The organism is Actinoplanes sp. NPDC020271, from assembly GCF_044388125.1.
Taxonomy (GTDB): Bacteria; Actinomycetota; Actinomycetes; order Mycobacteriales; family Micromonosporaceae; genus Actinoplanes.
In genome coordinates, this window is the sequence record NZ_JBIRWQ010000014.1 from 172657 (window position 1) to 185936 (window position 13280).

At 71.6% G+C, this 13280-nt stretch carries 11 protein-coding genes; 7 read left to right on the forward strand and 4 right to left on the reverse strand.

Going from position 1 to position 13280, the window contains the following annotated elements:
* Positions 1–73 precede the first annotated feature (73 nt).
* On the reverse strand, positions 74–1540 hold the full coding sequence (locus ACH442_RS28580) for a hypothetical protein (RefSeq protein ID WP_396341182.1): 1467 nt from the start codon (positions 1538–1540) through the stop codon (positions 74–76).
* A gap of 600 nt (positions 1541–2140) precedes the next feature.
* Here ACH442_RS28580 and ACH442_RS28585 point away from each other — a divergent pair.
* The 4 genes from ACH442_RS28585 to ACH442_RS28600 are packed head-to-tail and all read left to right on the forward strand — an operon-like array spanning position 2141 to position 6396.
* Positions 2141–4990, forward strand: a complete 2850-nt coding sequence (locus ACH442_RS28585; protein WP_396341183.1) for a nitrate- and nitrite sensing domain-containing protein — start codon at positions 2141–2143, stop codon at positions 4988–4990.
* Positions 4987–5394, forward strand: coding sequence for a roadblock/LC7 domain-containing protein (locus ACH442_RS28590; protein WP_396341184.1), 408 nt, complete (start codon positions 4987–4989; stop codon positions 5392–5394). The genes ACH442_RS28585 and ACH442_RS28590 overlap by 4 nt, the downstream gene beginning before the upstream one ends.
* A gap of 44 nt (positions 5395–5438) precedes the next feature.
* A complete protein-coding gene (locus ACH442_RS28595; protein WP_396341185.1) occupies positions 5439–5801 on the forward strand; it encodes a DUF742 domain-containing protein in 363 nt (120 codons plus the stop codon).
* Positions 5782–6396, forward strand: a complete 615-nt coding sequence (locus ACH442_RS28600) for a GTP-binding protein (protein WP_396341186.1) — start codon at positions 5782–5784, stop codon at positions 6394–6396. Before ACH442_RS28595 ends, ACH442_RS28600 begins: the two co-directional genes overlap by 20 nt.
* A 617-nt stretch (positions 6397–7013) precedes the next feature.
* Here the strand turns inward: ACH442_RS28600 and ACH442_RS28605 are convergent.
* Positions 7014–8159, reverse strand: coding sequence for a uroporphyrinogen-III synthase (locus ACH442_RS28605; RefSeq protein WP_396341187.1), 1146 nt, complete (start codon positions 8157–8159; stop codon positions 7014–7016).
* Between the two features lie 620 nt (positions 8160–8779).
* On the opposite strand from ACH442_RS28605, the gene rplM reads away from it, so the two are divergent.
* From rplM to glmM, 3 genes are all read left to right on the forward strand, one after another.
* Positions 8780–9223, forward strand: coding sequence for a 50S ribosomal protein L13 (gene rplM, locus ACH442_RS28610; protein WP_109598659.1), 444 nt, complete (start codon positions 8780–8782; stop codon positions 9221–9223).
* Positions 9224–9243: 20 nt separating this feature from the next.
* A complete protein-coding gene (gene rpsI, locus ACH442_RS28615; protein ID WP_396341188.1) occupies positions 9244–9759 on the forward strand; it encodes a 30S ribosomal protein S9 in 516 nt (171 codons plus the stop codon).
* Between the two features lie 205 nt (positions 9760–9964).
* The gene (glmM, locus tag ACH442_RS28620) at positions 9965–11320 is read left to right on the forward strand and encodes a phosphoglucosamine mutase (protein WP_396341189.1); all 1356 of its coding nucleotides are present in this window, start codon (positions 9965–9967) and stop codon (positions 11318–11320) included.
* A 61-nt stretch (positions 11321–11381) separates the two neighbouring features.
* Here the strand turns inward: glmM and ACH442_RS28625 are convergent, their stop codons facing one another.
* Positions 11382–12539, reverse strand: coding sequence for a pyridoxal phosphate-dependent aminotransferase (locus tag ACH442_RS28625; protein ID WP_396341190.1), 1158 nt, complete (start codon positions 12537–12539; stop codon positions 11382–11384).
* A 10-nt stretch (positions 12540–12549) separates the two neighbouring features.
* Positions 12550–13146: an MmpS family transport accessory protein gene (locus ACH442_RS28630; RefSeq protein ID WP_396341191.1), complete on the reverse strand. Its 597-nt coding sequence runs from the start codon at positions 13144–13146 to the stop codon at positions 12550–12552.
* Positions 13147–13280: the final 134 nt, after the last annotated feature.

Below are 13280 nucleotides of genomic sequence, written 5' to 3' on the forward strand. Positions count from 1 at the left end.
CGAGAATCGTGTATTACCCGACGGCTCCGCGGTACCTCCCAGACGCATCATTCCATCGGAGTTTACGAATGCTTTACTGGCCGCCCAGGCCGCTCACCCAATCGACATAGTCATTGTCCTGGCCGGGCTTGCGCGCGGGACCGGTCGGGTACGGCCCGCTGATCGAGGTCGGCTCGACGACCGGGCCGCGGGCGGCGGGGATCCGGGGCTGCTCGGCGGTGATCGACCCGGCCCGGCCGGCCGCGAAGCCGTCGAAACCGTCTCCGCTCCGGGCTTGAGGCGAAGCGGGCGGTCCGGAACGCCGGGCGGAGTACCCGGACGCCGGCCGTGGCTGCTGGCCGGAGAAACGCGGCGGGTTCTCCGGGGCCGGTGCCTGCGGCGGCGGCTGGACGGGGGCCGGCTGGGGCGGGAACGGCGTGCCGGAGCGGAACGGGCTGCCGCTGCCGCCGGCGAACGGGTTGTTCGGGGTGCCGGGCGCGATGACGCCGGTGTCCGAGGGGCGCAGCTCGTGTTCGGGGCGTTGCGCGGCGGCGGCCGCGGCCTGCGCGATCGCCGACTGAGCGGGAGCGTCGCGCTTGGGCAGCGGTGCCGGTGCCGGGACCGGGGCGGCGGCGGGGGCAGTCGCAGCGGCCGGGGCGGCGGCGGGGGCGGTCGCAGCGGCCGGGGCCGGGGCGGTCGCGGTTGCGGTTGCGGGGGTGCCGCGGACGAGAGCCGCGAGGACCGAGCCGAGCACGCCGGCGCCGCACGCGGTCATCGCCGACCAGTACGGGTCGTCCTGGAACCCGGCCGCGCCCAGCTCCGGGCCGGCCACCAGGTAAGCCGCCGTGAGCAGGGCCGGACCGGCCAGCCCGGCGAGACCGGCGGCCGGCATCGACACCCGGTGGCCGCGGGCGACGAACCCGATCACCAGGCCGGCCAGCAGGGCCAGCGTCGGCATGGTCAGGAAGGCGGTGTGCGAGGCCAGGGCGGACGGGATGAGGGTGCCGCTCAGCACGCCGAGACGGACCGCGGCCGGGTCGTGGCCGGGGCGCAGCGACGGGCCGATCGAGACCAGCGCGACGACCCACATCAGCAGGCTCAGCGTCGTCACGTTCCAGCGCGCGGCCGGTTTGGCGGCGGCGGCCCACCCGGCGAAGAGACCGGCGGCGGCGCCGAGCCCGGCCGCGATGCCGATCACCAGGGCCGGCTGCACGCCGCTGACCTGTGCTTCGCGGGCCGGCTGCATGGTCAGTGGCAGGACGGCGAGGGAGCCGAGCCCGCCGGCGAGCCCGACGGCCAGTGCGCTGCCGGCGCCGAGCGGGCGGTCGCGCCAGCGGGGCAGGAGCCCGATGGCGACGGTTGCGCCGAGGGCGGCGGCGGTCATCGTGATCCACGAGACCCAGGCGAGCTGTGCGGTCCATTGATCACGCGCAGTGACGTCGAGGGTGAGGTCCAGCCGGACGATGCCGAGCCCGTAGGCGATGCCGAGTTGGCCGGCTCCGACCACCGCGGCGGCCGTGGCGGTGGCGGCCAGCAGCTTCACCCAGCTCCGAATTGCCATGCCGGGCACGTTACGGAATCCGGCGGCGGTCACGCCAGTGGAGACGTGGCTTCTTAAGGCAGCCTAAAGTCTGGATCTTCATCAATCGAAATACATCGATAACCTAGCGTCACGGTGGGTCACTTCAAAACGACGTACGGGATAGTTGCGGTACCGGCGCTCCAGAGTGGACACTGTCCGGCACGGACAACGAGTCCGTCGCATCGTGCCAATCCTTGCGAACGTGAGACCCCTGCTCAGAAGCCGCGGGTTCGTCAGGCGCGGGACAGGACTCTCACATAGTGGTTGGAATCGTGATGGTGTTCGGTTGCCGTGACCGCGGAATCGGTCGCGGATGAGGTATTCGCGCACGTCAACCCCACAGTCCCTGGTGCGCGCCGCTCTCGCGCGCGGTTACCACCCGGACAGCCGGGTGGATTCCGGGAGGATCCAGGCTTCCCAAAACCGTCGAGGGTCTGATGAAATCGCCGCCGTGCCATTTTCGGCACGAACCTTGCTGCGCGCACCGGACGGGGCCGGACCGCAGACCCCGGACGCCGCCGCGGCGGCGGTGACGTTCGTGATCCGGGGCCCAGGCGGGACGACCGCGAAGGAGATGTCGTGAGCACGGGATCCTCGGGCCTGGCTGTACGACGCGGTCCCTTCCCTTGGCTGCGCGACGCCCGCATCCGCGCCAAGGTCGCCGGCATCCTGGTCATCCCGCTGGTCGCGGTGCTCGTGCTGGCCTCGGTGCGCCTGATCGAGGTGCGTGGCCGGGCCACCGACGCCGGCCGGGTCGCCGGCCTCACGCAGCTCGGCACCGACCTGTCCGGGCTCAGCCGGTTGCTGCACCAGGAACGGATGGCCGCCGCCGCGTTCCTGGCCTCGCCGGACGCGTCACGGGACAGCTTCCGGAACGCGGTCGTGGCCACCGATGCCCAGGCGCAGACGTTCCGCCGGGACCGCGCCGGAATCCAGGAGGTGCCGGCCCGGGTGCAGGACCGGCTGACGCTGATCCAGGAACGGCTCAGCGCCCTGAGCGACACCCGCGGGGCGGTCAACGCCCGCAAGGACGTGACGGTCGCCACCGCCGTGCAGCAATACAGTGAGGTGCTCGACGGGCTGGCCGACTACGACGAGACGGTCAGCCAGATCGCCGAGCCCGGAACGGTCGCCGACGGGCTGCGCGCGCTCGCCGCGTTCACCCGTGTCCAGGCCGCCGCCGCGGATCAGGAGGCGGCCGCGTACGTGGTCCGGGTCACCGGCCAGCTCAGCGCCGTCTGGCAACAGCAACTGATCGGTGCGCAGGCCGCGCGGCAGGAAGCACTCGACGACTTCCGGCAGATCGCCACCACCGACCAGGTCGGCGTGGTCGAGTCGACCCTCGCGGACGCCGCGGTGGCGAAAGCGGACGGGATGGTCACCCGCCTGACCGGTGCGGGCGCACCGTCGGCGGAGGAGCTGACGAAGGCGTACGCGCAAGTCCTTGATCTTTTGCGAAGCACCGAGACCCGGCTGGAGGGTGAGGTCGTCCGGATCGCCCAGGACGACAGCTCGGCCACCAGCCGACGCTCGACCCTCGAGTTCGTCGTGGTCCTGATGGTTCTGATCGCGGCCATCGCGCTCGCCGCCTACCTGGGTCGCAACCTGCACCTGTCACTGCGCCGCCTGCGGGAGGGCGCGCTCGCCGTGGCCCACCGCGACCTGCCGGACGCGGTCAGCCGGCTCCAGGACGTCGACAGCCTCGGCGAGGGCGGCGTCGACCGGATCGTCGCGCAGACCCGGGACCCGATCCGGCTGCCCGACCGCGACGAGTTCGGGCAGGTCGCCGAGGCGTTCAACATGGTGCACCGGGAAGCCATCCGGGTCGCCGCCGAACAGGCCGCGCTGCGCACCAGCGTCTCCGCGATGTTCCTCAGCCTGGCCCGGCGCAGCCAGGCGCTGGTCGACCGGATGATCGGCGAACTCGACCGGATCGAGCGCACCGAGGAGGACCCGAAGCGGCTCGCCAAACTCTTCGACCTGGACCACCTCGCCACCCGGATGCGCCGCAACGACGAGAACCTGCTCGTCCTGGCCGGGGCCGACGTGGGCGCGCCGCGCCGCGAGGACGCGCTGCTCGTCGACGTGCTCCGCGCCGCGCAGTCCGAAGTGGAGCTGTACCACCGGATCGAGTTCGGCGCGACCGACACCGACGTCTCGGTCGCCGCGGCCGCCGTCAACGACGTGGTCCGGCTGATCGCCGAACTGCTCGACAACGCCACCCGGTTCTCGCCGCCGACCACGGCGGTGGTGGCGCAGGGCCGGCGCGCCGGCGACCGGGCGGTCGTCCAGGTCGAGGACCGTGGGCTGGGCATCACCCCCGAACAGCTGGAAGTGATCAACCGGCGGCTGGCCGAACCCGCCGCGGTCGACGTCGCCGCGTTCCGGCTGATGGGCTTCGCGGTCATCGCGCGGCTCGCGGCCCGGCACGGCATCGAGGTACGGCTCCTGCCACACCGTGACGGCGGGACGATCGCCGAGATCACCCTGCCGCCCGAGATCACCGTGCTGCCGGGGACCTCGTCGGTCGCGCCGGGGCGGGCGGCCAGCTGGACCCGCCCGGGGCCGGCGCCGCAGCCGGCCGGGGGGATCGAGCGCGCGCCCGAGGTGCGGCCCCCGATCCGATCCGCGCCTGCGCCGACAACCGCACCGGCGATGCCGCGCTGGGCCGGCATGGAGATGGGGCCGGCCCCGGACCTGGATCTGCGGCCCACGCCGGACCGGCCGAAGCTGCCCACCCGGGTGCCGAAGCCGGACGTGCCGGCGGACCTGCCTCCGGCGCCGCTGTTCGAGCCGGTCAGTGCCGCTCCTTCCTACTCCGCGCAGCCGGTGGCGCCCTATTCGGTGCAGCCGGTCTCGTCGCAGCCGCTCGTGGCCCGGCCGGTCTCGTCGCAGCCGGTCTCGTCCCAACCGGTCTCGTCGCAGCCGGTATCCACGCCCGAGGCTGGGTCGATCCACGTGGAGATGCAGCACAACTGGTTCGAGGCCGAATCCTCCGACACCCCGGACATGCGGGGCATGCCGACCGCCGGTTACGCGCCCGCCCCGGTCGCCGTCTCGCCGGCCCCCGGCGTGTCCACCGCGGTACGCGAGAGCCGGACCGGCGAGCACGCCCAGATCCCCCGGCCCCGGGCCGCCGCCGAGGACCGGTGGCGCACCGCGGCCGACGAGGGCTGGCAGCGCGCACTCCACGCCTCCGCACCCAAGGACGCCGGGATCACCACCTCCGGTCTGCCGAAGCGGATCCCGCAGGCACAACTCGTACCCGGTGGGGTGCAGGAGACACCTCGCGCACAGAATCGTCGCAGCCCTGATGACGTACGGGGACTTCTCTCCGCGTACACCCGCGGGGTTCAGCGAGGGCGGACGGACGGCGTCGCCGAATCCGCCGCCGTGGCACCACAGGCTCCTAAGGAGAACGAACAGTGACCAGGCCTCCCACCATGCACGACATGGGCTGGCTGCTCAACAACTTCGCCGACAGCATCGCGGGCATCGCGCACGTGGTCGCCGTCTCGGCGGACGGGTTGTTGCTGGCATCCTCGCGGGATCTGCCGGCCGACCGGGCCGACCAGCTGGCCGCGATCACGTCCGGTGTGGTCAGTCTGACCGACGGCGCCTCCCGGATGTTCACTGCCGGAAAGGTGCAGCAGACCATCATCGAAATGGACAGCGGCTATCTTTTCCTCATGTCCATCAGCGACGGTTCGTCGATGGCCGTGCTGGCGGCGCGCAGTTGCGACGTCGGCCAGGTCGGCTACGAGATGGCTCTGCTGGTGGAGCGCGTCGGCGCGGCACTGTCGCCGGCGGCACGCGAGGCCGTCAGCTACTAGGCGCCGGGGTCTGCCGACCCCGGCGGAGATGAGGTGACCGCGACATGACAGAGCCGCATGATCCCCGGGGAAACCTGGTGCGGCCTTACGCGGTGACCCGCGGCCGGACCGAGCCGATCCGGGACATCCCGATCGAAGCGGTCCTGGTCGCCAGCCCGGCGGCCGTGGAGGAAGCGCGTTTCGCCGGACACGACAAATACCGCATCGCCGTCCTGTGCGAGCCGAAAGCCCAGTCTCTCGCCGAGCTCGCGGCGCTCACCCGATTGCCCCTCGGGGTGGCCCGGGTGCTCGTCGCCGACATGGTGGCCGATGAATTGCTCTCGCTGCACAGCGCCGCTCCTCGCAAGGGTTTCACGGAGCGGATGGATCTGCTGGGAAGGGTTTTGAGTGGACTTCGCAAGCTCTGAGCGGGCGGGCGCCCCTCCTTCGGAGATCACCTCCGCGAAGATCGTCATCGCCGGTGGCTTCGGCGTCGGCAAGACGACGCTGGTCGGCGCCGTCTCCGAGATCGAGCCGCTGACCACGGAGGCCGTGATGACCGCGGCCGGCGCCGGCATCGACGACGCCTCGAAGGTGCCGGAGAAGGGCACGACCACGGTCGCGATGGACTTCGGCCGCATCACGATGGCCGACGACCTGATCCTGTACCTGTTCGGCACCCCGGGGCAGACCCGCTTCTGGTTCATGTGGGACGAGCTCATCCGCGGTGCGGTCGGTGCCGCGGTGATGGTCGACACGCGCCGCCTGACCGACGCGTTCGCCCCGCTCGACTACTTCGAGAACCGGCACCTGCCCTATCTCGTCGCGGTCAACTGTTTCGACGGCGCGCCACGCTACGAGCCGGAGGAGGTCCGCGAGGCGCTCGCCATCCCGGCCCGCGTCCCGCTCGTCATGTGCGACGCCCGCCACCGCGAATCGGTCAAGTCCGTCCTGATCGGCGTCGTCGAACACGCCATGGCGACCCTGGTTGCCGAGCATGAACAGGGCGCTGTCGTCGGCTGACGAACGTTTCCGGCCCGCGCCGACCTGATCACTTCCGGTCGACGCGGGTCATTGTTTTGAGGATCAAATTCTTCGGGTCCTACGTCCGCGGTGGTCACCCTCCGCCGCTCCCGCGGGGACCCTTCCGGGCCGAGCAGGGCGCGGGGCGCCCAGAGCGCTCAGCCCTCCAGGGCGACCTCCGTGGCTGGTCACCCTCACCCCAACCCCAGTTGTCCACAGCCCGTCCACACCCCACCCCCGCCGTGCCCCCACCCAACCGCCCAGCCTCCAGCCCACGCCCGCCCCACCCCGGCGTTCGACCTCTGACGCCCCAGCCGCTGGGCCTTGGGGTGCTTCGGATTCCGGATTCGACCGCTGAGGCCCGGCCACGAGGGCGCGGCCGACTCCCAGCGGTGTTCGGGACGGGGCCTGACGGCTTCGTCGTGGACTTCGGCGGCCGGCTTGCGCCTGTCGGCGGGTTTGTTGCTCTGACCGCGCCCACCCACGGAGGCCGCCCTTTCGGGTCTCGCGTTCTGGGCCGCCCGCGGCCCTGCGAGACCCGGAAGGGTCCCCGCGGGAGCGACGACCCGGACCACGGCGGAGCGGGGACCTGAAGGTCTTGATGGGGGTGAAGCTGGTCAGACGGGGATGCGGTAGCCGCGTTTGACCACGGTCTGGACCACGCCGGGGATGGCCAGACCGGCTCGCAGGCGGGCGACCGCCATCTCGACCGCGTGCTCGTCGGCGTTGCGGGGGAGGGCCTGCAGCAGGGCGGCCCGGGAGAGGACCCGGCCGGGTGGGGTGGCCAGCGCGCGGAGGACGGCCATCGGACCGGGGGCGAGGGGGCGGAGTTCGCCGTCGACCACCGCGGCGTGTCCGCGCAGGGTGATTGCGTGGCCGTTGACCTGCAGGGATATCGCGCGTTGGGGGAGTTCGTCGACGAGGGTGCGGACCAGGGCGCTGAGGCGGGCGCGGCCGGGTGTGGCGACGGGGATCTCGAAGCGGCGCAGCGGGGCGGCCGTGACCGGGCCCACGCCGGCGGCCAGGACGTCGCCGCGGAGGGCGTCGAGCAGCGGGTCGGTGGCCGGGCCGGCCGCGCGGAGCAGGGCGTGGACGGCGGCGGCGGAGGTGAACGTCACGGCGTCGACGAGCCTGCCGACGATCAGGTCGACCAGGCGGTGCAGCGGGGCCGGGTCGGTGGGCGGCGCCCAGCGGTAGACGGGGACCTCGATCACCCGGGCGCCGGCGGCTTCCAGTGCCTCGGTGTACTCCGGCTGGCTCTCGCCGTGCAACTGCATGGCCACGGTGAGGCCGGCGATGCCGCGGGCGGTCAGGTGCTCGACGACTTCCTCGTAGCTCTCGCCGTCCGGGGTCCACTGCTCGTGCAGGCCGGCGGTGCGGACCGCGGCGCGTGCCTTCGGGCCGCGGGCGACCAGGTAGGCGCTGGTCAGTACGGCCTGCAGCGGCTCGGCCAGGCCCCAGCCCTCGGCCGCCTCCAGCCAGCCGCGCATGCCGATCCCGGTGTTGACCAGCACGATGTCGGGTGGGTCGTCGAGGCAGGCGCGGGTCGCGGCGCGCAGCTCGGCGTCATCGGCGATCGGGACGATGCGCAGCGCGGGGGCGATCACGACGCGGGCGCCGCGGCTCTCCAGCAGGCCGGCGAGCTCGTCGCGGCGGCGGTCGGAGGTGACGCCGATGGTGTACCCGGCGAGCGCGGCGGCCGGCTCGGCCAGCGCGGCCGCGGTCAGCACCGGCCGGCGTGCGCCGGGGATCCGGTCGGTCATCCGGTGATGCCCCGGGTGAGGGTGAGAAGTCGCGGCGTGGCCGGGCGGTCCACCGAAGGGCACGCTCGAGAACCGTCGTCCTCAGCGTCGACCCGCTCCCATGTCACGCTTACGGTTCTCGCCATGCCTCCGTCCGGGGCACGCCGCGACTTCTCCTCACCAGCCCGGCGAGCCGGGGTGGTGAACATCGTCAGGTCCGTCCTCAACCCTGACGATGGTCTTTCCATGGTGCGCCCGAACACGCCTCCTCGGCCAATGCCGGGCCGTGTCGTCGGGGGTTCCGCACCGTTGGGCATGCCGGGAAGCCTGCCGGTGGCGAATTTCGGCCGGACGTCCCATTTGTTTCGAGCCTGCTAAGAGCAGTGGAGCCGGTGTTGCCGCACCCGCGGTCGGGCGAGTCCGGAGACCGAGTATGCTGGATACCGTTTGAGGTCCCGCCTCGGGCCATTCACCCAGGGGCAGCCTGTTTTGACCACGCGCCGCGCGGCCGGGTATTGTTGCCTGCTGTTGTGCGATAGCTGGCGAGCGCTCCCCCTGGGGTGTGCTTGATAGTCGTGTCGACGTCGAGTTCGACGCGACCAGCGCGCGCCCCCAGACCGACGACGAGACAAGGTAATTCTGTGCGTACGTACAGCCCGAAGCCGGGTGAGATCGAGCGTCAGTGGCACATTATCGACGCTTCTGACGTCGTTCTGGGCCGCCTGGCTACCCACACCGCGACCCTCCTCCGCGGCAAGCACAAGCCGACGTTCGCCCCGCACGTCGACACCGGCGACTTCGTGGTGATCATCAACGCCGGCAAGGTCGCTCTGACCGGCAACAAGCGGCAGACCAAGGTCGCCTACCGGCACTCCGGCTACCCGGGTGGTCTGAAGCAGGTCGGTTACGAGGAGCTGCTGACCAAGCGCCCCGAGAAGGCGATCGAGCTGGCCGTCAAGGGCATGCTCCCGCACAACAAGCTGGCGCGGCAGATCATCAAGAAGCTGAAGGTCTACCCGGGCGCCGAGCACCCGCACGCCGCTCAGCAGCCGCAGCCGTTCGAAATCAAGCAGATCGCGCAGTGAGCGCGGGAGAAGGCAGCAGCATGACCGACATCATCGAGCCCGAGGCCGTCGAGACCGAGGCTGTCGTCGAGACCGTCGAGGAGCCCGCTGAGACGGTCGTCGTGGTCGAGGAGCCCGCGCCGGCGCCGGTTCGCGCGCCGCGCCCCGGTGGTCGCCCGATCCAGACCGTCGGCCGCCGCAAGGAGGCCATCGTCCGGGTGCGTCTCGTCCCCGGCACCGGCAAGATCACCTGCAACGGCCGTGAGCTCGAGGACTACTTCCCGAGCAAGGTTCACCAGCAGCTGATCCGTGAGCCGCTGGGCACCGTCGAGCGCGCCGAGCAGTTCGACGTCTTCGCGAACCTGCGTGGCGGCGGCATCACCGGCCAGGCCGGTGCGCTGCGTCTCGCGATCTCCCGGGCCCTGATCTCCAACGAGCCCGACGACCGCCCGGCCCTGAAGAAGGCCGGCTTCCTGACCCGTGACGCCCGGGTCAAGGAGAGCAAGAAGTACGGTCTCAAGAAGGCCCGTAAGGCTCCGCAGTACTCGAAGCGCTGATTTTTCTACGACGGCCGAGTGTGCTTCCCGATTAAGTCGGGGAGTGTGCTCGGCCGTCGTGGTTTTTGTGCTTCCTGTGGTTGCTGTGCGACGCCTGTGCTCTGTGTGACACCCCCTCCCCCCAACTAGCCGTTCCGGTACTCCTGCCCTGACCAGTTGTTGTTGCACGCTGGAGGGGACGTGTCACCGGCGAAAGGAAGCCGCCATGGGGCGACTCTTCGGCACCGACGGCGTTCGCGGTCTTGCGAACGGCGAACTGCTCACCCCGGAACTGGCCCTCGCGGTTGCTGTCGCGGCGGCCCGGGTCCTGGTCGAGACCGACAGCAGCCACCAGCCGCTCGCGATCGTCGGGCGTGACCCGCGGGCCAGCGGCGAGATGCTGGAGGCGGCCGTCGTGGCCGGCCTGACCAGCGCGGGGGCCAACGTGGTCCGGGTCGGTGTGCTGCCGACGCCGGCGGTCGCGTACCTGGTGGGGCAGACCGGCGCCGACCTGGGTGTGATGCTCTCCGCGTCGCACAACCCCATGCCGGACAACGGCATCAAGCTCTTCGCCGCCGGCGGCCAGAAGCTGCCGGACGAGCTCGAAGCGCGGATCGAGAAGGCCGTCGAGGACGGGCACGGCCTGGTCGGGCGCCCCACCGGTGCCGGCATCGGCCGGGTGCACGACCTGCTGGACGGGGCCGAGCACTACATCAAGCACCTGGTCGAGTCGCTTCCGCACCGGCTGGAGGGCATCAAGGTCGTCGTGGACTGCGCGAACGGCGCGGCCAGCGAGGTCGGCCCGGTGGCCTACCGGGAGGCCGGCGCCGAGGTCATCGCGATCCACGCCGAGCCGGACGGGCTGAACATCAACGAGGACTGCGGCTCCACGCACCTCGACAAGGTCCGCGCGGCCGTCCTGGAGCACGGCGCCGACCTGGGCCTGGCCCACGACGGCGACGCCGACCGCTGCCTGGCCGTCACCGCGTCCGGCGAGGAGGTGGACGGCGACCAGATCATGGCGATTCTGGCGCTGGCCATGCGCGACGCCGGCACGCTGACCGACGACACCCTGGTCGCGACCGTCATGAGCAACCTGGGCCTGCGGATCGCGATGAAGCAGTCCGGGGTCAAGCTGGTCGAGACGAAGGTCGGCGACCGGTACGTGCTGGAGCACCTGCAGGCCAACGACCTGGCGCTGGGCGGCGAGCAGAGCGGGCACATCGTCATGCCGGCGTTCGCCACCACCGGCGACGGCGTGCTGACCGGCCTGCACCTGATGGCCCAGATCGCGGCGAGCGGCAAGTCGCTGGCCGACCTGGCGGCCGTCGTGCACAAGCTGCCGCAGGTGCTGATCAACGTCAAGGTCGGCAACCGGGAGGCCGGGGCCGCCGCGCCGACCGTGCAGGCCGCCGTGGCGCTGGCCGAGGCCGAGCTGGGCGAGACCGGGCGGGTGCTGCTGCGCCCCTCCGGCACCGAGCCGCTGGTCCGGGTGATGGTCGAGGCCGCCACCGAGGAGGCCGCGCGGACGGTCGCCGAGCGGATCGCGGGCGAGGTCCGGGCGGCCAGCCCGGTCAGCTGATCGCGAAGATCTCCGACGGCCCGTCGCGCTTGCTGCCGGCGGGCCGTCGTCGTTCCCTGCGTTATTTGAGGCGGGTCACCGCTTCGTCGATCACCTCGGGGCGCTTGCAGAAGGCGAACCTGATCAGGTGCCGCCCGGCCTCCTGATGGTCGTAGAAGACCTGGGTGGGCACCGCCACGACGCCGCTGCGCCCGGGCAGGGCACGGCAGAACTCGAGGCCGTCGGTCCCGCCCAGCGGACGGATGTCGGCGGTCACGAAGTACGTCCCCTCGGGCGAGAAGACCTCGAAGCCGGCCGCGGTCAGCCCCGCGACGAGCCGGTCCCGGTTGGTCCGCAGGCCGGCCGTGAACCCGGTGAAGTACGAGTCCGGCAGGTCGAGGGCGACCGCGACGGCCGGTTGCAGCGGGGACGCGTTCACGAACGTCAGGAACTGCTTGACCCGCTGCACGGCGGAGACCAGCGGCGCCGGACCGGTGGCCCAGCCGACCTTCCACCCGGTGCAGGAGAACGTCTTGCCGGCCGACGAGATGCGCAGGGTCCGCTCCCGCATGCCGCGCAGGGTCGCCAGCGGGGTGTGCACGCCGTCGAAGACCAGGTGCTCGTAGACCTCGTCGGTGACGGCCCAGGCGTCGAACTCCTGACAGAGGCCGGCGATCACCGTCAGCTCCGGCTCGGTGAAGACCTTGCCGGTCGGGTTGTGCGGGGTGTTCAGCAGCACCAGCCGGGTGCGCGGGCCGAACGCCGCCCGCAGTTCCGCCTCGTCGAACCCGTAGCGCCCGTCCGGCCCCGGCCGCAGGGTCACCGGTCGCCGGACCGCACCGGCCAGGGTGATCGAGGCCGCGTACGAGTCGTAGTACGGCTCGAAGCACACCACCTCGTCACCGGGCTCGCAGAGCGCCAGGATCGCCGCCGCCACCGCCTCGGTCGCGCCCGCGGTGACCACCACCTCGGAGTCCGGATCCCGGGTCAGGCCCCAGAAACGCTGCTCGTGGCGGGCGATCGCGTTCCGCAGGGCCGGGATGCCGGGCAGCGGAGGGTACTGGTTGGCGCCGCCGGCCAGGGCCTGAGCCGCGGCGGCCAGCATCTCCGGTGGACCGTCGGTGTCCGGGAAGCCCTGGCCGAGGTTGACCGCGCCGGTGCGGGCGGCGAGCGCGGACATCTCGGCGAAGATCGTGGTCCCGAACGGGCGCATCCGCTCGACCAACGGGTCCGTGCTCACCGCTTTCCCTTCAGTTGAACGTCACCTTGTTGCAGGTGGCCGTGGCGCCGATGCCGGACGTGGTGTGCTCGGACACCGTCTTGCCGTCGATCGTGGCCCGGCAGGTGATGCTGCCGTCCTGCAGCGAGGTGCGCAGCGCCGACACCGAGGCGAAGGCCAGGCCCTCCTCCATCTCGAGCGCCAGCTTCCACGGCAGGGCGGCATCGTTCACCGTCTTCGGCAGGCCGCCCAGCTTTTCGGTGTAGATGACGGTCGCCGGACCGTCGCCGCTCACCTCGTACTTCACGGTGATCTTCGCGCTGCTGCCCGGGGTGCTCGGTGCGACCGTGGGTGCCTTGGTCGGCAGGGTCGTCGGGATCTGCTGCGCCACCTCCTTGGCCTTGTCGCTCGCGCGTCGGAACAGCAGCACGCCGGTGGTGACGACGCCGCCGCACAGCAGCAGTGACACGGCCAGGATCAGGGCGATCAGCGGGGCATTGCTGCGGCGCGGGGCCGGGGGCGGCGGTCCATAGGGACTTCGTGGCCCGTGACCAGGCGGGGCATAGCCGACCGGCGGAAACTCGGAGGTGGGCGGATAGTCCCGTGACGGTTCCTCCTGGTAGCTCATCTCGTCCCTCCGGGTTCAGCCCGTGATGAGGCCGATGACGACGGTACGCGACCGGAGCGAGCGCCCACTACCCGATCTATGTTTCCGATCACGTATCATGCTCGTAAGAGTGCTTCTTGCGCATGACGTTTGCG

Coding starts and splice junctions, on each gene's coding strand:
- glmM (WP_396341189.1), top strand. CDS start 9,965: ATGGGGCGACTCTTCGGCACCGACGGCGTTCGCGGTCTTGCGAACGGC.
- ACH442_RS28580 (WP_396341182.1), bottom strand. CDS start 1,540: ATGGCAATTCGGAGCTGGGTGAAGCTGCTGGCCGCCACCGCCACGGCC.
- rpsI (WP_396341188.1), top strand. CDS start 9,244: ATGACCGACATCATCGAGCCCGAGGCCGTCGAGACCGAGGCTGTCGTC.
- ACH442_RS28595 (WP_396341185.1), top strand. CDS start 5,439: ATGACAGAGCCGCATGATCCCCGGGGAAACCTGGTGCGGCCTTACGCG.
- ACH442_RS28630 (WP_396341191.1), bottom strand. CDS start 13,146: ATGAGCTACCAGGAGGAACCGTCACGGGACTATCCGCCCACCTCCGAG.
- ACH442_RS28605 (WP_396341187.1), bottom strand. CDS start 8,159: ATGACCGACCGGATCCCCGGCGCACGCCGGCCGGTGCTGACCGCGGCC.